This window comes from Nonomuraea sp. GTA35, assembly GCF_041950525.1.
Taxonomy (GTDB): Bacteria; Actinomycetota; Actinomycetes; order Streptosporangiales; family Streptosporangiaceae; genus Nonomuraea.
The window spans coordinates 740545-760803 of the sequence record NZ_JBGNUV010000004.1 but is presented as its reverse complement, the minus strand read 5'-3'; the positions used below and the strand labels follow the sequence as shown (position 1 = coordinate 760803).

Sequence of the window (20259 nt, the reverse complement as noted above, 5' to 3'; positions counted from 1 at the left end):
ATCTTCGTATGCCTCGAGTGCTCGTCGATGCGGCGGCGGTCCCCGCGGACCGCGGCGCGTTGATCAGATATGTGGACGGGCTGGTGGCCGCGCTCGATCGGGCCGGCGCGGACCTGTCAGTGGTCTGCCAACGTGCCGAAGCGGAGCGCTACCGCCGCCTCGCGCCCACGGCCCAGGTGCTTCCCGGGCCCGTCGCGATCACGAACAGGGCCGCCAGGCTGGCATGGGAGCAGACAGGGCTCCCGCTACTGGCCCGCCAGGCCGGCGCCGACGTCATCCACGCGCCCTACTACTCCATCCCGCTCAGGTCGGGCCTGCCGACCGTCGTGACGGTGCACGACGCCACCTGGTTCACCGAGCCCGACGACCACAGCCCGCGTGCCGCGTTCTTCCGCTCGGCCACGCGCACCGCCGTACGCCATGCCCAGCGCGTCATCGTGCCGTCCAAGGCGACGCGCGACGAGCTGGTGCGCGTGCTGGCCGCCGACCCCACCCGCATCGACGTGGCCTACCACGGCGTGGACCTGGCGCAGTTCCACCCGCCGAGCGAGGAGGAGATCCGCAGGGCCGCCGTGAGGTGCGGGCTGCACGGCCAGCCGTACGTGGCCTTCCTGGGCGCCCTCGACCCCCGCAAGAACGTGCCGAACCTCATCAGGGGCTTCGCCGCCGCCGTGAAGCGGCTGGAGAAGCCGCCGGCGCTGGTGCTCGGCGGCGGCGTGCACGAGGACGACGTGGACGCCGCCTGCCGCGAGGTCGAGGCCACGGTGAGGGTCATCAGGCCCGGTTACCTGCGCGCGCCCGACCTGCCCGGGTTCCTGGGCGGGGCGCTGGTGGTGGCCTTCCCCTCGCGCGGCGAGGGGTTCGGGCTGCCGGTGCTGGAGGCCATGGCCTGCGGCGCCCCGGTCCTGACCACCCACCGCACCTCGCTGCCCGAGGTGGGCGGGGACGCGGTGGCCTACACTGAGCCGGACTCCGCCAGCATCGCCGCGGCGCTGGGTGAGCTGCTGGCCTCTCCCGAGCGCAGGAAGCAGTTGCAGGAGGCGGGGCCGGCGAGAGCTCGCGAATTCACCTGGGACGCCTCGGCGGAGGCGCATCTCAGCTCTTATCAACGCGCGATCGAATAGTTCGGTAACCTCACGGAGTGATGGAGAGCTCTTTGCCAGACCTCGAGGCGATCCTCCTGGTCGGGGGGCAGGGCACGCGCCTGCGTCCGCTGACACTGGGCACGCCCAAGCCGCTGCTGCAGACCGCCGGGGTGCCGTTCCTGGCCCACCAACTGGCGCGCGCCCGTTCCTTCGGCGTACGCCGGATCGTGTTCGCCACCTCCTACAAGGCGTCCATGTTCGAGCCTGCCTTCGGTGACGGGGCGGCGTTCGGGCTCTCGCTCGTCTACATGACGGAGGAGACTCCGCTGGGCACCGGCGGCGCCATCCGCAACGCCGCCGAGGCGCTCACGGCCGGCCCCGACGACCCGGTGCTGATCCTCAACGGCGACATCCTCTCCGGTCACGACATCGGCGAGCAGGTGCGCGTGCACCGCGCGAAGCAGGCCGCTGTAACGCTCCATCTGACAGAAGTGGATGATCCCTCCCGATTCGGCTGCGTGCCGACCGACGAGGCGGGGCGCGTGACGGCGTTCCTGGAGAAGACCCCCAACCCGGTGACGAACCGGATCAACGCCGGCTGCTACGTCTTCACCCGGTCCGTGATCGACGCCATCCCGCGCGACGAGGTCGTGTCGGTCGAGCGCGAGACGTTCCCCGGGCTGATCGAGTCCGGGGAGCTCGTGCTGGGCTACGCCGACCACACCTACTGGCTCGACGTCGGCACCCCCACCGCGTACGTGCAGGGCTCCCGCGACCTGGTGCTCGGCAAGCTCGCCTCGCCCGCCCTGCCCGGGCCCACGGGCGAGTACCTCCAGCTCGAAGGGGCCCGGATCTCGCCCGAGGCGAAGGTCCAGGGCGGCACGGCCGTCGGCGCGCGCGCCGTGGTCGAGGCGGGCGCCACGGTGGTGGGCTCGGTGCTGAGCGACGACTGCGTCGTCGAGGCCGGGGCCTCGGTGACCGACTCCGTGGTAGGCCAGGGCGCCCGGGTCTGCGCCGGCACGGTGGTGCGCGACGCGGTGATCGGCGACGGCGCCATCGTGGGGCCGGGCAACGAGCTGCAGAACGGCGTGCGCATCTGGCCGGGCATCGAGCTGCCCGAGCGCGCGCTGCGCTACTCCAGCGACGTCTGACCCACCCCAGGGGGCGGGGCAGACTGGACAGGTGATGGAGCGCAGGTGGGAGCCCGAAGGGCCGCTCGACGTGGGGCTGGCGTTGCAGCCGCACAAGCGCGGCGGCGGTGATCCCACCTGGCGCCGGACCCCCGACGGCGCCGTGTGGCGCACGTCCAGGACCCCCGACGGCCCCTGCACGCTCAGGGTCGGCGTCAAAGCGGGCGGCGTGCACGGCCAGGCGTGGGGGCCGGGGGCCGGCTGGGCGCTGGAGACGATGCCGGCGCTGCTGGGGGCCGAGGACGACCCGTCCGGGTTCAGCGTCAGGCACGAGGTGCTGGCGGAGGCCGCCAGGAGGCATCCGGGCCTGCGCATCGGGCGTACGGGGCGGGTGATGGAGGCGCTCGTGCCCGCCGTGCTGGAGCAGAAGGTGGTCGGGCAGGAGGCGTGGCGGGCCTGGCGGTGGCTGCTCGGCCGGTACGGCGAGCCGGCCCCCGGCCCTGCCCCGGAGGGCATGCGGGTGGTGCCCGAGCCCGGGGTGTGGCGGCAGATCCCGTCCTGGCACTGGCACCGGGCGGGCGCCGAGGCCGTGCGCGCCCGTACGATCGCCACCGCCGCCTGGCACGCCGGCAAGCTGGAGGCCGCCGCCACCACGCAGGAGCTCGACCGGCTGCTGCGCGCGCTCCCCGGGATCGGGGTGTGGACGTCGGCGGAGATCCGCCAGCGGGCGTTCGGCGATCCCGACGCGGTCAGCGTCGGCGACTTCCACCTGGCCAAGCTCGTCGGCTACGCCCTGACGGGGGAGAAGACCGACGATCCCGGCATGATGCGGCTGCTGGAGCCGTACACCGGGCACCGGCACCGCGCCACGGTGCTGGTCTGGCTCAGCGGCCTGCGCCCGCCGGCCAGGGGGCCTAGGATGGCCGTGCGCGACTACCGGTCGTTCTGAGCGCGCCCTGGGTGCGTACGGTGAACTCAGCCCGTCGTACTGTGCCTCTATGAGTTCTGACTCCGCGCTCCGCCGCGCCCTCGCCCGTGCCAGGGACGGCAAGACGCTCGACGTGACCGAGGCGACCGTGCTCCTGCACGCCAGGGACGGGTACCTCGACACGCTTCTCGAACACGCCTCCCGCGTGCGCGACGCCGGTCTGCGGGCCGCCGGCCGCGAGGGGATCATCACGTACAGCAGGAAAGTGTTCATCCCGTTGACCCGGCTGTGCCGGGACCGCTGTGGTTATTGCACGTTCGCGACGGCGCCGCACAAGCTGCCCGCGCCGTTCCTGAGCCCTGACGAGGTGCTGGAGATCGCCCGGCAGGGTGCGGCGATGGGGTGCAAGGAGGCGCTGTTCACGCTGGGGGACCGGCCGGAGGACCGCTGGCACCAGGCCAGGGAGTGGCTGGACGCGCACGGTTATGACGACACGCTGTCCTACGTGCGGGCGATGGCGATCAGGGTGCTGGAGGAGACCGGGTTGTTGCCGCACCTCAACCCGGGGGTGCTGAGCTGGCGGGACTTCCAGCGGCTCAAGCCGGTCGCGCCGTCGATGGGGATGATGCTGGAGACGACGTCGCGGCGGCTGTTCGAGGAGAAGGGGCAGCCGCACTACGGCTCCCCCGACAAGGACCCCGCCGTACGGCTGCGCGTGCTGGAGGACGCCGGCCGCACGAACGTGCCGTTCACGACGGGCATCCTGATCGGCATCGGCGAGACCGTCGAGGGCCGGGCCGAGTCGATCTTCGCGATCCGCAGGGTGGCCAGGGAGTACGGCGGCGTCCAGGAAGTGATCGTGCAGAACTTCCGCGCCAAGCCCGACACCGCCATGCGCGGCCTCCCGGACGCCGACCTGCAGGAGCTGGCCGCCACGATCGCGGTGGCCCGCCTGGTGCTCGGCCCCCGGGTACGCCTCCAGGCGCCGCCCAACCTGGTGGACTCCGAGTACGAGCTGATGATCAGGGCCGGTATCGACGACTGGGGCGGCGTGTCGCCGCTCACGCCCGACCACGTCAACCCGGAGCGGCCGTGGCCGCAGATCGAGGACCTCGCCGCGCGCACCGGCGAGTCCGGGTTCCGGCTCAGGGAACGCCTGACCATCTACCCGGAGTACGTGCTGGCAGGGGAGCCGTGGCTCGACCCCCGGCTGATCGCCCACGTCTCCGCCCTGGCCGACCCGGCCACCGGCCTGGCCCGCGAGGACGCCGTGCCGGAGGGCCGCCCCTGGCAGGAGCCCGACGGCGGCTTCGCCGCGTCCGGCCGGGTGGACCTGCACGTCGAGGTGGACACCACGGGCCGCACGAACGACCGCCGCGACGACTTCGACCACGTCTACGGCGACTGGGACGCCCTGCGCGAGCGCCTGGGCACCGCGACCGCCGCCACCTCCAGCGACGTGCGGCAGGCGCTGAAGCGGGCCGAGGCCGACCCGGCGGGCCTGACGGACGCCGAGGCCGTGGCGCTGCTCGGCGCCGACGGCGAGGCGCTGGACGAGCTGGCCGCCATCGCCGACGCGCTGCGCAAGGAGGCGGTGGGCGACGAGGTCACCTACGTCGTCAACCGGAACATCAACTTCACCAACGTCTGCTACACCGGCTGCCGCTTCTGCGCCTTCGCCCAGCGCAGGACCGACGCCGACGCGTACACGCTCAGCGTCGAGCAGGTCGCCGACCGGGCCGAGGAGGCGTGGGCGGCCGGCGCGACCGAGGTGTGCATGCAGGGCGGCATCCACCCCGACCTGCCCGGCAGCGCGTACTTCGACATCGCCAGGGCCGTGAAGGCCAGGACGCCGGGCATGCACGTGCACGCGTTCTCCCCGATGGAGGTCATCAACGGCGCTTCGCGGATGAACCTGTCGATCCGCGACTGGCTGGAGGCCGCCAAGGAGGCGGGCGTGGACTCGCTGCCGGGCACGGCGGCCGAGATCCTCGACGACGACGTGCGCTGGGTGCTGACCAAGGGCAAGCTGCCGGCCAAGGAGTGGATCGAGGTCATCACCACGGCACACAAGGTGGGCATCCCCACCACCTCGACCATGATGTACGGGCACGTGGACAACCACCTGCACTGGGTCAGGCACATCAAGCTGATCAGGAAGCTGCAGGAGGAGACGGGCGGTTTCTCGGAGTTCGTGCTGCTGCCGTTCGTGCACACCAGCGCCCCGATCTACCTGGCGGGCGTGGCCAGGCCGGGGCCGACCGCGCAGGAGAACAGGGCCGTGCACGCGCTGGCCAGGATCCTCCTGCACGGCGCCATCAGGAACATCCAGTGCTCCTGGGTCAAGCTCCAGGACGACCTGTGCCGCCAGGTCCTCCAGGGCGGGGTGAACGACCTCGGCGGCACGCTGATGGAGGAGACCATCAGCAGGATGGCCGGGTCGGAGAACGGCTCGTACAAGACGATCAGCGAGCTGCGCGCGATGGTGGAGGTCACCGGCAGGCCGGTCAGGCAGCGCACCACCGAGTACGGCGTGCCGGACGAGGAGCGGCTGGCGGCCTCGGCGGCCAGCGACGGCGTCTGCCAGAGCGTCAGGAGGGTGCTGCCGCTAGCCTAGCTGTAACGTGTTCTAACAAGGGCTTGCGCTCGCCCTGTGAGGCGCTGGGAGAATCATCACTCCCCTGGGAGAGAGGTTTTCACCGTGCGGTTGGGTCGGCACCGCGCCGCGCTGTCCCCCGAACAGCGACGGAGGAAGGCGTTCCAGCGTGGCATGCTGGCAGGGCTGACGGCCGTGGCCATCGTCGCGGCCGGCCTCGTCGTGATCTTCGGCGGTGGAAGGGTGCTGTGCAGCACACGAGAGCCTGTTCTGGTCAACGTGGCCGCCGCGGTGGACGTCGCCCCGGCGGTCATGCAGGCGGCGGACCGGTTCAACGGGACGAAGACGGCCGTGGGCGGCCGGTGCGTGCTGGTCCAGGTGACCGAGCAGCCGCCGGCCACCGTCCTGCGCACGCTGATCGGCGACCGGGCGGGCGTGCTGGCCGAGCGGCCCGACGGCTGGATCGCCGACTCCTCGGCCTGGATCAGGCTGGCCCGCCAGCAGGGGGCGAGCTCGCTGCCCGCGGGGGAGAGCGTGGTGGCGACCTCGCCGCTCGTCTTCGCCACCCGCGCGTCGCTGGCCCAGCGCTTCTCGGTGGGGCAGACGGAGATGAACTGGCGGATGGTCTTCCCCTCGACCGTACGCGGGCGGGTGACGCCCAACGCGGACGAGCCGGACGTCGTACGGGTGCCCGATCCCTCCCTGGCCGGGGCGGGCATCGCCACCGTGGCCGCCGCCAGGGACGTCGTCGGCACCGGGCCTGACGCCGACAAGGCGCTGACCGCGTTCGTCCGCTGGGCGCAGGCCGGATCCGCGCCCGACTACCGCAGCATGCTGGCGGCCGTGGACGACCACACGTTCTGGCAGCGGCCCGTCGTCATCGTGCCCGAGCAGTCCGTGTGGAACCACAACCTGCGGCCCTCCGCCGACCCGGTCGTGGCGCTGCACCCGCGCGAGGGCACGATCAACCTCGACTACCCGTACGTCGTCACCGCCGCCGACCCCGACGTCGCCGAGGCCTCCACCGTCTTCGCCGGCTGGCTGAAGGGGGCGCAGGCGCAGGAGATCGTGCGGCGGGCCGGTTTCCGGTCGGGCGACGGCACGCAGGCGCCGATCTCGCCCGGCCCGCAGATCCCCCCAGCCGCCCCGAAGACCAGGTCGTCGGTGTCGCCGCAGGACATCGACGAGGCCCTGCGCGCCTGGAGCCGGCTCGCCCCGCCGACCAACATCCTCGTGCTGGCCGACACCTCCAAGCACATGGCCGAGCCGCTGAACGGCCGGACCCGGGTGAGCGTGGCGCTCGACGCGGCCAAGATCGGGCTCCAGCTCTTCCCCGACTCCACCCACATGGGGTTGTGGGAGTTCGCCGACGAGGTGGGCGGGATCAGGAACCACCGGCAGCACGTCGGCCTCGGGCCGATCAACGAGCCCGAGACGGGGCAGGTCATCCGGCGCAGCCGGCTGGACCAGCTGACCAGCACGATCAGCGCTCATCCGAACCGGGACAGCTCCCTGTACGACTCGATACTCAGCGGGTTCCGCAGGGTGAGCGGCGACTACCGGGAGGAGATGAACAACGTCCTCCTGGTGATCACGGCCGGGCGGGACGACGGCAGGGGCACGGAGCTGACGCGGCTTCTCGATCGGCTGCGGCGGGAGTGGAACCCGGACCGGCCGGTGCAGATCATCGTGATCGCGTTCGGCAAGGGGGTCGATCGGGCCGGCCTGTCGCAGATCGCGGCCGCCACGAACGGGTCCCTGCACGAGGCCGAGGAGCCGGGGGAGATCATCGACGTCTTCCTGGCGGCCCTGGCCCGCCGCCTGTGCCACCCCACCTGCAAGCCGACGGCCTAGGCCGGCCGCCGCGAGGTGATCGCGACGGCCGGCCGGGGAAGAGGGTTACGCGCGGGCCCAGAGGGCGGGCACGTTCGGCGGTTCCCAGCCCGCGAGGGCGGTGTGCGCCTGGAGGCACCGGTAGGTGGCGCCGTTGTAGGTGACGGTGTTGCCGGCGGCGTAGGCCGTGCCGGCCTTCCAGGTGCCGGAAGGCGTGGTCGTCGTCGGCGTCGGTGTCGGGGTGGGGGTCGGCGTGACGGTCGGGGTGGGGGTCGGGGTCGGGTTGCCGCCACCGCCGCCGATGTTCAGGTCGACGCAGGAGTAGAAGGCGTTGGCCGTGTCGGAGATGTTCCAGATGGCCAGGACCTTCTGCCGGCCCGAGTAGCCGGAGAAGTTGACCGTGTGCGAGATCGTCTGCGGCGGCTGCTGGCCGTTGCCGTTGAACACGGCCACCCGGGTGTTGCCGATGTAGTACTCGTAGTTCAGCGTCGCGTGCCTGGCGGTGAACGTCCAGGTGAAGGTCACCGAGCTGCCCACCGAGGCGACGGGCCAGGCCTTGCTCTCGTCGCTGAGCTGCGCGAACTGCCCGAGGTTGGCGTGGCAGCTCCGCAGCCCCTTCGGGCCTTCCACGCTCTGCGGCTCGTAGATGATGTTGCCGCAGCCGGAGACCTTGCCCTGGGCGCAGTTCGCCTGGCGGGAGGGCGGCGTGAGCACGTAGCCGTGCGCGAACGCCGGGGTGGTGTTGAACACCGTGGTGGCGACCGCGATCACCACCACGGCGACTAACGTGAGGGTCCTTCTCATGAAGTGCTCCTTCACATGGGGGGATGTCCCCAATGTAAAGGAAAGTTTCCTAACGGTAAACGCCTGGCTGACCGCCTGTCAGCGCGTGACGATGAAGTCGGCGGGGTCGCGCGGCGCCCGGTCGCGCGGCGGCGCGGCGGCATGGCCGACGGCCACGCAGCCCATCGGATCCCACGACTCGGGCAGGTCGAGCACCTCGCGGACGACCGGGCGGCAGAACATCGTGGACGACACCCACGCCGAGCCGAGCCCCTCCACGGCGAGCTGGATCAGGAAGTTCTCCACCCCGGCGCCCGTCGCCACGATGAACATCTCCCGCTCCGAGGCGTTGCGCCGATCGTCCCTGTAGGTGTGCGAACCCTCCATCACCAGGCACGGCACCACCAGGTAAGGCGCGTTGCGCAGCACGTCGCCCCGCTTGATCCGCTTGGCGATCGACTGCTCGGAGAACCCGTCGCCGCGCAGGTCGGCGATCCACGCCTCGCGCATCGCGTCGAGCAGCTTCGTCCTGGTCTGCGGCGACTCCAGCAGCACGAACCGCCACGGCGTCGTGTGGTGCGGCGCGGGCGCCGCGATGCCGGCCGCGACCGCCCTGCGCACCGCCTCCGGATCGACGGGCTGGTCGGAGAACTCCCTGATCGTACGGCGGGCGAACACGACGTCCCGCGACCCGTAACGGAACAGGTCCTCGTCGGCCCCCCGCACCAGCGGCCGGACCCCGGGCCCGTCGTCCTCGGTCACCAGGTGGCCCAGCCCGCGCACGATCGCCACCGGGACCCCGGCGAGCTTGCCCTTGACCAGCTCCGCCGCGCTCGCGATCTCGTCGGCCAGGGCCGTGACCGTGGCGCTGAGCTGGTTGCCGTAGGAGTCGGAGGCGCCGCGGTAGTCGTCGAGCGGCAGCACGCCGGCCGCGCCGATGGCCACGTCGGTGAGCCCGTTGCGCCACGGCCGCCCGAACGTGTCGGACACGATCACCCCGACGCGCCCGCCCAGGCCCGCCCTGATGCGCCTGGCCGAGGCGTCGGAGTCCTCCGGAAGGAGCAGCACGGTGCCCGGCTCGGTGTTGGAGGCGTCGACCCCGGCGGCGGCCATGACGAAGCCGTGCCTGGTCTGGGAGATCACGGTGTCGCCGCGCCTGGCGACCACGCGCTCGGTCTCCTCCAGGATGGCCTGGGTGCGATCCGGCGCCTGCCGCAGCCGGCCCTCCGCCTTGCTCACGATCTTGGAGGTGACCACGACGATGTCGCCGTCGCGCAGGTCGGCGCCGGCGAGCAGGGCCGCGACGTCGTCGCCCGGCCGCACCTCGCCGAGGCCGGTCACGGGGATCACTTCGATGCGGGTCGCCTGGGTCACCTGGACAGCTCCTGGGCCAGGTCGAGGGCCGTGCGGGCGATGCCGGCCGCCGCCTCGGCGTCGTGCATGAGGATCGGGCGGGCGAGCACGCGCACGCCGTCGAGTGCCACCCCGGCGTCCTCCTCGGCCACCAGCCAGCCGTCGATCAGCTCCGCGCCGTACAGCTCCAGCACCGCCTGCGCGGTCGTCTCCACCCCGATCGCCGTCAGGCAGGCGTCGGCCATGCCCCGCACCGGCGCGCCCCCGACGATCGGGGAGACGCCCACCACGGTCTTGGGCAGCAGGGCCTCGCGGATGCCCGGGACCTGCAGGATCGTGCCGATGCTCACGACCGGGTTGGACGGCGGCAGGATCACCACGTCGGCCTGCTCGATGGCCTCCAGCACGCCGGGGGCCGGCTTGGCGGAGTCGACCCCGACCAGCGGGAACGACTGGGCGGGCACGGAGGCGCGCAGGCGTACCCACCACTCCTGGAAGTGGATCGCGCGCTTGCCTCGCTCGTCCTCGATCACGACGTGCGTCTCGCAGCGGTCGTCGCTCATCGGCAGCAGCCGCACGCCGGGCTGCCAGCGGGCGCAGAGCGCCTGCGTGATCTGCGAGAGCGGGTAGCCGGCCTCCAGCATCTGCGAGCGCACGATGTGGGTGGCGAAGTCGCGGTCGCCCAGCCCGAACCACTGCGGCTCGACGCCGTACGCGGCCAGCTCCTCCTTGACGACGTGGCTCTCCTTGGCCCGGCCCCAGCCCTGCTCCTCGTCGATGCCGTTGCCCAGGGTGTACATCACGGTGTCGAGGTCGGGGCAGACCCGCAGGCCGTACAGGGTGATGTCGTCACCCGTGTTGCCGATGACGGTGATCGAGGCGTCGGGCGCGGTGGCGCGCAGCCCCCTGAGGAAGCGGGCGCCGCCGATGCCGCCGGCTAGTGACACGATGTGCATGCGGCCCAGTCTTCCATCGGGCTCTGACAGCGCCGTCTTGGGACCGGTTTTCCGCCTTTTGTCATCGGTGTACTGCCAGGTATTGGGCGATTTGATATAGAAGAGGTTCTTGGGACTCCCGGCAGGTGAGTCAGTGATGTGGCAAACTCCCTTCGGGCTAAAGGGTCCGATGGGGGTACTTGTGAGCAAATTTGACGTTGCCCGGCTCAAGGAGCCGGCGGCCTGGGTCATGCTCGTCGCCGGGTTGCTGAACGTGGTGCTGGCGATCGGGCACATCCTGATCGGCTCGTCCGGCTCGTCGTCCTTCACCGAGCGCGCGGTCTCGAACTTCTCGGGCGTGACGAGTCCGGTCGTGACGGCGTTGCTGCTCGGTGCCGTGTTGCTGGTCACCAAGGTGGGCGAGCCGTCGGCCAAGGCGAAGCCGATCACGTACGGCGCCGCGGCCGGTCTGCTGCTCGCCGCCGTGTTCGGCATGCTCGCGCTGCTGGCCGGGCTGTTCGCCGGTGGCGGGGCCCGCGCCACGATCGAGTACGTGCTCCTCGGCGTGCCCACCCTCGCGCTGACCGCCATCGCGCTGGTCTACCTGCTGCCGCAGGTGCTGCCGGAGCGGCCGGCCGCTCAGGTGTACCACGGCCAGTTCGGCCCGCAGCCCGGGTTCTTCGACCAGCAGCAGTACCCCCAGGGCCAGCCCCAGGCGGGCCCCGGCTACGGCCAGCCCGGTTTCGGCCAGCAGCCCGCGCCGGGGCAGCCCGGGTTCGGCGGTCCCCAGGACCAGCAGCCCGCCCCCGCGTACGGCCAGCAGGCCCCCTCGGGGCAGCAGCCCGGCTTCGGCGGCCAGCAGGACCCCCAGGCCCCCGCCGCGTACGGCCAGCAGCCCCCGTCCGGCCAGCAGGACCCGCAGGCCGCGCCCGCGTACGCCCAGCAGCCCCCCTCCGCTCCTGGCTACGGCCAGCAGCCGATGTCCGGCCAGCAGCCCGGCTACGGCCAGCAGCCCCCCTCCACGCCCGGCTACGGCCAGCAGCCTCCCTCGGCCCCCGCCTACGGCCAGCAGCCCTCCGCCACCCCGGGCTACGGGCTGCAGCCCCCCTCCACGCCCGGTTACGGCCAGCAGCCCCCTTCCACCCCGGGCTACGGCCACCAGCCGCCCTCCACCCCCGGCTACGGCCACCAGCCGCCCAGCTTCGGCGGCCAGCCGGAGCAGCCCGAGCCCCAGGCCGCGGCCTACAGCCCGCAGCCGGCGCCGCTGATCAGGGGCGCGCTGCCCGCCGCCCCCTCCGACCAGTCGCAGCCCGAGCCCTACGCCCCCGAGGGCTTCGGCCAGTACACCCCGGCCGACACGGCCCCCTCGACCCCGGCTCCCGCGCCGGAGTACGCCACCCCGCCCGCCGGCGAGTACACCCCCGCCCCCTATGTCCCGGCCGACAGCCAGCCGAACCTGTACGGCCAGGCCAGCCAGAACCCGTACGCGCCCGCCGGGAACGACCCCTTCCCCACGCCCGCGGAGCAGCAGCCCAGCCCGTACGCCCCCGCGGAGCAGCAGGCCGGCTCCTACGCTCCCGCCGAGCAGCAGCCCGGCTCGTACGCGCCCCCGGCCGAGCAGCCCAACCCGTACGCTCCCGCCGAGCCCAACCCCTACGCGCCTGCCGAGCAGCCCAACCCGTACGCGCCCTCCGCCGAGCAGGCCTACCCCTCCGGCGACACGACGCCGAACGTGCAGTACCCGCCGCAGGCCGAGCAGCCCCAGCAGTTCGGCCAGCAGCAGCCGTACTTCGGGCAGAGCGCCTTCGACCAGCAGCAACAGCAGCCGCAGGGCGGCCAGCCGTTCACGGGATACTCCGGCCACGAGTTCGCCGCCCCGCCCGCCTACCAGGAGCCCGACCCGCCGGTCGACCCCCGCTCGCAGCAGCTCATGGACGCCTACCAGCAGGCGGAGACGTACCAGTCGAACGTCGGCACCCAGCCCGAGCTGCGCGTTCCCGAGTACGGCGGCCAGCAGAACAGGGCGTACGACGACCCGTTCGGCCACCCCCAGCAGCAGCCCCCCGCCCAGCCCCAGCACGGCGGGTACGAGCCGCAGCAGGGCCAGTACCAGCCCACCCACCAGGCCCCGCAGCAACCGCAGCAGGGCGGCTGGCCGGCGGACGCGCAGGGCGGCGAGTCGACGATGCGGATCGACCCCACGTCGTTGGGGGGCGGGTTCGGCGGCGACCACCGCCGTCCCGGGGACGACCCGATCGACCCGACAGCCATATACACCCCCAACGAGCCACGCAGGTAACGGACCGGCAATGAACGGCTAGAGAGAAGGTGGGCCACGGGCGGGTGTCTTCCCGCCCTGGTACGGTTCCGACCGCTGACAGCGTTGAACGAGCCAGGCCGATGCCATGCCCGTAAGGCGTCGGCCCGGGTGCGAACATCACATGCCGAGCACACCGGGGCGAGATCTGGTCTTTCCCCGGATAGCTGCATGCCGCTTGACGCCACGTGCAGCACACGCGTGTAATTACAACCATGTTGTTACGCCTTCCCGTGGGTGGGTAATAAGGAAGGCGTCCATGGGGGGCTCCATTGCGGGCGGGCGGCAGGGAGGTGTGCAGTGACCGATCCGGTCATCGCACAGGATCAGCTTGACGCTGAAGAACTCGGCTGGCAGGAGCGTGCGTTGTGCGCGCAGACTGATCCGGAGGCGTTCTTCCCGGAGAAGGGCGGCTCCACCCGAGAGGCCAAGAAGGTCTGCCGATCGTGCGAGGTTCGTGCCGAGTGCCTGGAATACGCACTCGAGCACGATGAGCGGTTCGGCATCTGGGGTGGGCTGTCCGAGCGGGAGCGCAGACGGATCAAGCGCCAGGCGGTGTAGTGATAAGGGGGGAAGGGGTCACGCGGGGAGCCGTGTGACCCTTTTCGCATCTCCTGAACGGCTTGCACATGTATGGTGGGCCCGCCTGATCTTCCCCCCAGGAGTCACCCACCCATGTCCCGTCCCTACGTCACCGCGATCGTCGTCGCCCATGACGGCGCGCGCTGGCTCGGGGAGACCCTGCGCGCGCTGATCAACCAGAGCCGCAGGCCGGACCGCGTGGCGGGCGTCGACAACGGCAGCAGGGACGGCTCGGCCGACCTGCTGGGCCAGACGCTCGGCCCCGGCAACCTGATCTCCCTGCCCCGCTCCACCGGTTTCGGCGAGTCGGTCGCCAAGGCGCTCGACCGGCTGCCGCCCACCGGGCGCGAGGAGTGGATCTGGCTGCTCCACGACGACTGCGCCCCCGACAGGCGCGCGCTGGAGATGCTGCTGAGCGCGGCCGAGCAGGATCCCAAGGCCGCCGTGCTCGGCCCCAAGCTGCTCGACTGGATCGACCGCAGGCGGCTGCTGGAGATCGGCGTCACCGTCGGCCGTACCGGGCGCAGGGACACGGGGCTGGAGCCGCGCGAGTTCGACCAGGGACAGCACGACGGGACGCGGGAGGTCCTGTCGGTGTCCACGGCCGGGATGCTGATCCGGCGGGACGTGTGGGAGAGCGCGGGCGGGCTCGATCCGTTCCTGCCGCTGTTCAGGGACGACCTCGACCTGTGCTGGCGGGTGCGCAACGCCGGCCACAAGGTGCTGAACGTGACCTCCGCCGTGGCCTGGCACGCCGAGGCGGCGGCCCGCAGGCGGCGGCGCATCACGGTCAGCGGCGACCACCCGCGCCGCCTCGACCGGCGCAACGCGATCTTCGTGGTGATGGCGAACCTGCCGTTCATGGCGATGATGTGGGCGCTGCTGCGGAACGTGCTCGGCTCCTTCTTCCGCACGCTGCTGTTCATCGTCAGCAAGCAGCCCGCGAACGCGCTGGACGAGGCCGTGGCCATGGCCTCGGTCCTGGTGCACCCGTTCAGGCTGCTGCGGGCGCGGCGGGCCCGCAGCCATGGCCGCAAGAAGGGATATATCCGCATAAAGCGGCTTATGACCCCTCGGGGTGCGGCCTATCGGCGCCTCACCGACATGGTGCAGAGCTTCCTCGCCGGCGAGGCGCCGGTCGACGCCGCCGGCCAGCACCACCACGCGGCCCACGGCGAGGAGCAGGACGCCGTCCCGCCGTCCGACACCGGCGCCTTCCAGCGTTTCGTCGGCCGGCCCGGCGTCATCCTCATGTTCGCGCTGACCGTCGTCTCGCTCCTGTCCGAGCGGTCGCTGCTGGGCGGTGAACGGCTCGGCGGGGGCGCACTGGTGCCCGTGACGGGCGGCGCCGCCGACCTGTGGGCGTTCTACCTGGAGGGCTTCCACGACGTGGGGCTCGGCTCGACCGCGCCCGCGCCGCCGTACGTGGCCGTGCTCGCCGCCCTCTCCACGCTCGCCCTCGGCAAGACCTGGCTGGCCGTCTCCGTGCTGCTGCTCGGCTCCGTGCCGCTGGCCGGCGCCACCGCGTACCTGGCCACCCGGCACCTCATCCCGTCCGTGCCCGCCCGGGCCTGGGCGGCGGGGACGTACGCGCTGCTGCCGGTCGCCACGGGGGCCGTCTCGGGCGGGCGGCTGGGGACGGCCGTGGTGTTCGTGCTGCTTCCCGTGTACGCCTGGCTGCTCGGGATCCTCCTGCTGGCTCCTGACCGGCGGCGGGCCCGGCGGGCCGCTTGGGCGCTGGGATTGTGGCTGGCGGTCGGGATGGCGTTCGTGCCGCTGGTGTATCCGCTGTTCGCGGTGCTGGGGGTGCTGGGGGCGGTCGGGCTCGGCGGGCTGGTCGCCGGCGCCCGCCGCCAGGGCGGGGCCGTCGCCGACGCCACGAGCACCGCCTCGGACGCCGCCACGACCTCGGGCACCGCCACACCGTCTGGAACCTTCGCCACCGCCCCCGGTTTCACGCCCGCCACCGGCCCCGGCTCCGGTTTCACGCCCGCCCCAGCCATCGGTCTCGCCACCGCCACCGCCACCGCAACCGGCTTCGGGTCCGGCGTCGCAACCAGCACCGTCACCAGCCCCGCCAGCGGCGGTGGCGATCGGCGTGAACGGGCCGGTGGCCGGCGAGGCCGAGCCCGCGGCGGCGTCCTGAGCAGGGCAGGCAAGGGCGGCAGCGGCAGGGGAGCGGGCGGCCGGGTGAGCCGTGAGGTGCTGGTGTCCATGGCGATCGCGCTGGCCGTGCCGCCGGTGCTGCTGCTGCCCTGGACGGCCGGTCTGGTGACGGACCCGGGCAGGCTCCTCCTGGAGGCCGGCCTGCACGACCCCGCCCTGGTGGACCCGTCCCTCGCCCCCGAATCCCTGCTGGCGCTCAGCCCCGGCGGACCGGGGCTGCCGCCGTTCTGGGTGACGGCGGGCCTGGTGGCGGCGGCGCTGGCCGCGCTGCTCATGCGCCGCCAGCGCCTGATCGTCGCCATCGGCTGGGGCGTCGCGCTGTACGGGGTGCTGGCGGGCGTCCTGGTCAGCCGCATCACGGTCGAGGGGGCGAAGGCGTGGCCGGGGGTGCCGCTGGCCATCGCGGGGACCGGGCTGGTGGTCCTCGTGGGCCTGACCGCCCACCGGCTCGCCGAACTGCGCGCCGGGGGCGGGCTGCGGCGGGTGGGGGCGACGGCGATGGTGGTGGTGGCGTTCAGCACGCCGCTGCTGGCGGCCGGCTACTGGGTGGCCGGCGGGGTGCGCGGGCCGCTCGTGGGCGACGCCAGGGACGTGCTGCCCGCGCTCGCCGCCGCCCGTACGACGCAGGGGGAGCGCACCCTGGTGATCAAGGGATCGGGGTTCGCGGTGCTGCACGGGCGTACGCCGCTGATCGGCGAGGCGGAGCTGCCCGTCGCGGCCCAGGTCCGGGACCGGCTGGGCGCGGCCGTGCAGGGCCTCGTCGGCGGTCGCGGCGGCGACGCCGCCACGCTGGCCGCGCAGGGCATCGCGATGGTCGCCGTGGCGCCCCCGGTCTCGCCCGACCTGGCCAGGACCCTCGACTCCCAGCCTTCCCTGGAACGCATGAGCCTGTCGGACACCGGCGGCGGCCTGTGGCGCCTGGCCGAGCCGGTCACCCGCGTCCCCGCCCGGCCGGTGAGCGTCCTGCACACGGTGTGGCTGTGGGCGCAGGGCGCGCTGCTGCTGGTGGCCGCCCTCCTGGCCTCCCCGGGCCGCCGCCGGCCCGAACCCGCCGACACGCCCGCCGTGGCACTGGCGGGTGCGTGATGAAGAGGTTCGTGGAGAACAGGTTCGGCCTGCTGGCGCTGGTCATCGTGTCCCTGGCGGCCATGTACGGCATCGCCTACCTCACCAGGCCCGCCGTCCCCCCGCCCGCTCCCGCGCAGCCGCGCAAGGTCGCCGTGGAGTCGGTCACCGCGGTGTGCCCGGGGACGAAGGGGGAGCAGGTCAACGTGTTCCTGCCGGGCACGCTCAACGGCGAGACCATGGAGAACGGCAGGCCGTACGTGACCAGGGGCCCCGGCGGCCTGGAGGCCGGCTACCTGACCCGCGCGACCGCGGGCACCGCGCGCGGCCTGGCCGGGGTCCGCTGCACGGAGCCCGCCCCGGAGACGTGGCTGGTGGGCCCCGGCCCGGCGAACGCCGGCGTGCGCCTCCACCTCACGAACGCCGACAAGGCGCCCGCCCTGGCGGACGTGCAGGTTTATGCGGCGGAGGGCAGGATCTCCAGCGAGGCCGGCCTCGGCCTGGAGATCGCGCCGGGCGAGCACAGGGAGATCGACCTGAGGACGCTGGCGCCGTCGGCCGACGTGATGGCCGTGAGCGTCACCACCACGTTCGGCCGCGTCGCGGTCGCGGCCAGGGCGACGCCGGAGACGGGCGGCGTGGACTGGCTCCCCTCGGCCGCCCCGCCGGCCACCCGCGTGGTCGTACCGGGCATCCCGGGAGGCGGTGGCCTGCGCCGGCTTCTCGTGGCGGCCCCCGGCGACGCCGACGCCGTCGTGGAGATCAAGGCGGTGACCGAGGACGCGGAGTACGCGATGAAGGGCCGGGAGACGCTGGACGTACCGGCGGGCAGCGTGACCGCCCTGGACATCACCACGGGCGTGGCCGGCTCCGCCGCCGCCCTGGTCCTCACCTCGCGGACCCCGATCGTCGCCGGCCTGATCGCCACCGGCACTGGCGAACGCCCGGACGTCGCCTTCACCGCCGGCACCCCGTCCCTGGCCCTGGGCAGCGCCGTCGCCCGCAACGCCACGGGGTCACAACTGCTGCTGACGGCGCTCGGGACGCAGCCCGGCAAGGTACGGGTCCAGGTGGTGCCGGGAAAGGGGACGGCGCAAGCCCCGTTCGAGGTGGAGATCCCGGCGGGCCGGACGCGGGCGGTGAAGCTGAAGGCGAAGGGCGACTACGCGGTGGTCGTCACGCCGGTGGCGGGCGAGGTGTACGGCAGCAGGCTGGTGGAGGAACGCCGGCGAACGGGCGTCCTCCTCACCACCCAGCCCCTGGCCCCGGCCCGGATGTTCACGATGCTCCCGCCCTTGACCCACACCTACGACGTGGTCGTGCCCTGAACCGGGTGGGCCTGGGGAGGTCCGGAGGGAACCGCACCCCGCGGGGGGCTCGGGCCGCTGCGCACGACCCCGCCCCAGCTCACGCCCGCGCCTGCCCGATGCCGTCCAGTACGGCGCTGACCAGGTCATCGACGAACTCGACGGGCAGGTCCTGAGGGGCGGAGGCGTCGTACAGCAGCCCCGTGAGGACCGTCTCGTGACAGACCCCGACGATCATCGCCACGGCCGCGTCCACCCTCGCGTCCGGGGCGAGCCGCCCCAGCTCGACCTCGGCCCGCAGATATCCGTGGAGCTGATCGCGCCAGTCCTCTCCTGGCACGCCGCTGGCGGTGAACGCGTCGAGGACCTTCGGCCGGCCGATCAGCCCGGCGAACGCGGGCAGCACCGCCTTGTGGAACGCGAGGCCGTACGCGATGTGGGCCCGCAGGTTCTCCCGGACGGGACCGTGGCCGGGTCTGGGCAGCTCGCCCATGCCCTGTCCCACCGCGCGGATGTGCGCGCGCACGGCGAGCGCCAGCAGTTCCTCCTTGTCGGCGAAGTGGTTGTAGAGCACCCCGTCGGCCACGCCGGCCTCGCGGGCGATGGCGCGGACGGTCAGGCCGGCGGTGCCGCGTTCGGCGATCAGGCGTGCGGCCGTGGCGACCAGGTGGTCCCGCAGGGTGAGGTCGGTCCCGTGGAGTGCCGGCGCTTTTCTCGGTGACACCAGGACACCGTATCGAGGGGGAGCGCGATGCCGTACGCCGCCGCCGTCGCGCTCGGCCGGCTCGATCTCCTGCTCAGCGGTCGGCCCGCACGAGCCAGGCGGCGTTGCGGAGGCGGACGGCGTCCCCGTCCTCGAAGTTCCGGAACGCCGACTCCAGGGCCGTGCGGACCGGCGCCGGATCGGCGCCGCCGAGGTGGTGCTGGACGGGGCCCCAGCCGCTGAAGAACTCGGCCGCGTCCGAGGCGTTCCTGCCGAGCTCGGCCATGGCTTCCGCGTGTGTCACCGTGATGTTCCCGAAGCCCGCCCGCGTGAGCACCTCGCGGATCCGGTCGGGGTCGGCGAGGGAGAGTGGGCCCGAACGATCCGGTGCGGAGGCCGGACGCCAGCCGGGCAGGAGCCCGCTGATGGCCGCCAGGATCGTGCCCAGGTCCGTGCCGTGCGGGTCCTTCATCGTCACGAAGGCGAGGCGGCCGCCGGGCCGGAGCGCCCTTGCGACGTTGCCGAACGCGGCGACCGGATCGCCGAAGAACATCACGGCGAACCGGCTGACCGCCACGTCGAACGAGCCCGCCTCGAACGGGTGGACCTGGACATCGCCCCGCTCGAACGCGATGTTCCGGACGCCCTCGGCGGCGGCCACCGATCGTGCCCGCGCCAGCATCGGTTCCGACAGGTCCACTCCGACGGCGTGCCGGGCGCTGCGGGCGGCGAGCCTGGTGATCTGCCCGTTCCCGCAGCCGATGTCGAGCACCCGGTCGCGGTCGCCGATCCCCGCCGCCTCCAGCAGGGCTTCGTTGAAACCGCTGTTCGTGGCGTCGTAGCGGTCATGGTTGTCGGCCCAGTGCCGGCCCTCGTACCCGTTCCACGCCTTCGCCTGCTCGGTGTTGACGATCGCTGCCATCGGCACTCCCTGTGTGAACGACTGTTCATGAACCTGTGTTCATAATGGGCCGCCGAGAGGCCCCCGTCAACCGGCGGCGCCGTTGCCGCACGCCGGGAGTGTGGTGAGGATGGGGTGACCGGTGAGGCCAGAGATGCACCACGCCGGGGATAACTCAACGTAACTATTGGCTACCTTGTGTCACGCCGAGGTGGTGGCGGAGGGTGATAGTCCGTAGCCACATCGAGGAGGTTCTCGTGCAGACATCCCCCCGTAGGATCGCCGTCGCCGGGGTGATCGCCGCTGCAGCCGGGCTGATCCTGCCTGCCCCAGCCGCGCACGCCGTGATAGATCCCGCCAAGCTCGCGGTCCTGGAGTCGGCCCAGAAGGTGGATCCGATCCTGATGACCAACTGCACCACCGGCACGGTCGCCGACCCGGCCGCTGCCGTGGTCGTCCCGCCGGAAGTCCCGCTCGTGGGCTGTCTCACGCTCTGACAGGGGCAACGCCGATTCGTGGGGCGGCCTCCGCGAGCGCGACCAGCGCCCGCAGAGGGCCGCCTCTTCACGTGAGGT

Annotated in this window: 15 protein-coding genes; 10 read left to right on the top strand and 5 right to left on the bottom strand. The window is 72.8% G+C overall.

Features of this window, described 5'->3' with window-relative positions; all coding sequences use genetic code 11:
* The first annotated feature begins 8 nt into the window (after nt 1–8).
* From ACBJ32_RS21970 to ACBJ32_RS21950, 5 genes are all read left to right on the top strand, one after another.
* Nucleotides 9–1124 (top strand): glycosyltransferase family 4 protein, encoded by a 1116-nt coding sequence (locus ACBJ32_RS21970; RefSeq protein ID WP_375128273.1) that lies wholly within the window; start codon nt 9–11, stop codon nt 1122–1124.
* A gap of 20 nt (nt 1125–1144) precedes the next feature.
* On the top strand, nt 1145–2236 hold the full coding sequence (locus ACBJ32_RS21965) for a sugar phosphate nucleotidyltransferase (protein ID WP_375128272.1): 1092 nt from the start codon (nt 1145–1147) through the stop codon (nt 2234–2236).
* Nucleotides 2237–2270: 34 nt separating this feature from the next.
* Entirely contained in the window at nt 2271–3164 is an 894-nt protein-coding gene (locus ACBJ32_RS21960; protein ID WP_375128465.1) for a DNA-3-methyladenine glycosylase family protein, read from the top strand.
* A 49-nt stretch (nt 3165–3213) separates the two neighbouring features.
* Nucleotides 3214–5760, top strand: a complete 2547-nt coding sequence (locus ACBJ32_RS21955; RefSeq protein WP_375128271.1) for a bifunctional FO biosynthesis protein CofGH — start codon at nt 3214–3216, stop codon at nt 5758–5760.
* Between the two features lie 84 nt (nt 5761–5844).
* Nucleotides 5845–7593 (top strand): substrate-binding and VWA domain-containing protein, encoded by a 1749-nt coding sequence (locus ACBJ32_RS21950; RefSeq protein WP_375128270.1) that lies wholly within the window; start codon nt 5845–5847, stop codon nt 7591–7593.
* A gap of 45 nt (nt 7594–7638) precedes the next feature.
* Here ACBJ32_RS21950 and ACBJ32_RS21945 read toward each other — a convergent pair whose 3' ends face one another.
* From ACBJ32_RS21945 to cofD, 3 genes are all read right to left on the bottom strand, one after another.
* Nucleotides 7639–8376, bottom strand: a complete 738-nt coding sequence (locus tag ACBJ32_RS21945) for a lytic polysaccharide monooxygenase (protein WP_375128269.1) — start codon at nt 8374–8376, stop codon at nt 7639–7641.
* 78 nt (nt 8377–8454) lie between these two features.
* Nucleotides 8455–9729 carry a coenzyme F420-0:L-glutamate ligase gene (locus ACBJ32_RS21940; protein ID WP_375128268.1) on the bottom strand — a complete coding sequence of 425 codons (1275 nt, stop codon included), beginning with the start codon at nt 9727–9729 and terminating at the stop codon, nt 8455–8457.
* Nucleotides 9726–10664, bottom strand: a complete 939-nt coding sequence (gene cofD, locus ACBJ32_RS21935; protein ID WP_375128267.1) for a 2-phospho-L-lactate transferase — start codon at nt 10662–10664, stop codon at nt 9726–9728. Before cofD ends, ACBJ32_RS21940 begins: the two co-directional genes overlap by 4 nt.
* A 181-nt stretch (nt 10665–10845) precedes the next feature.
* Here cofD and ACBJ32_RS21930 point away from each other — a divergent pair, with 181 nt between their 5' ends.
* The 4 genes from ACBJ32_RS21930 to ACBJ32_RS21915 all read left to right on the top strand — a co-directional run bounded on the left by ACBJ32_RS21930 (nt 10846) and on the right by ACBJ32_RS21915 (nt 18101).
* Entirely contained in the window at nt 10846–12942 is a 2097-nt protein-coding gene (locus ACBJ32_RS21930; protein ID WP_375128266.1) for a hypothetical protein, read from the top strand.
* 318 nt (nt 12943–13260) lie between these two features.
* Nucleotides 13261–13521, top strand: coding sequence for a WhiB family transcriptional regulator (locus ACBJ32_RS21925; protein WP_020546325.1), 261 nt, complete (start codon nt 13261–13263; stop codon nt 13519–13521).
* Nucleotides 13522–13635: 114 nt separating this feature from the next.
* On the top strand, nt 13636–16794 hold the full coding sequence (locus tag ACBJ32_RS21920) for a glycosyltransferase family 2 protein (RefSeq protein WP_375128265.1): 3159 nt from the start codon (nt 13636–13638) through the stop codon (nt 16792–16794).
* A complete protein-coding gene (locus tag ACBJ32_RS21915; protein WP_375128264.1) occupies nt 16794–18101 on the top strand; it encodes a DUF5719 family protein in 1308 nt (435 codons plus the stop codon). Before ACBJ32_RS21920 ends, ACBJ32_RS21915 begins: the two co-directional genes overlap by 1 nt.
* A gap of 79 nt (nt 18102–18180) precedes the next feature.
* On the opposite strand, the gene ACBJ32_RS21910 is transcribed toward ACBJ32_RS21915, so the two are convergent.
* Both ACBJ32_RS21910 and ACBJ32_RS21905 read right to left on the bottom strand, forming a co-directional pair.
* Nucleotides 18181–18804 carry a TetR/AcrR family transcriptional regulator gene (locus ACBJ32_RS21910; RefSeq protein ID WP_375128263.1) on the bottom strand — a complete coding sequence of 208 codons (624 nt, stop codon included), beginning with the start codon at nt 18802–18804 and terminating at the stop codon, nt 18181–18183.
* Nucleotides 18805–18877: 73 nt separating this feature from the next.
* Nucleotides 18878–19705: a methyltransferase domain-containing protein gene (locus ACBJ32_RS21905; RefSeq protein WP_375128262.1), complete on the bottom strand. Its 828-nt coding sequence runs from the start codon at nt 19703–19705 to the stop codon at nt 18878–18880.
* 236 nt (nt 19706–19941) lie between these two features.
* Between ACBJ32_RS21905 and ACBJ32_RS21900 the strand changes: the two genes are divergently transcribed.
* Nucleotides 19942–20181, top strand: a complete 240-nt coding sequence (locus ACBJ32_RS21900; RefSeq protein ID WP_375128261.1) for a hypothetical protein — start codon at nt 19942–19944, stop codon at nt 20179–20181.
* Nucleotides 20182–20259 lie beyond the last annotated feature (78 nt).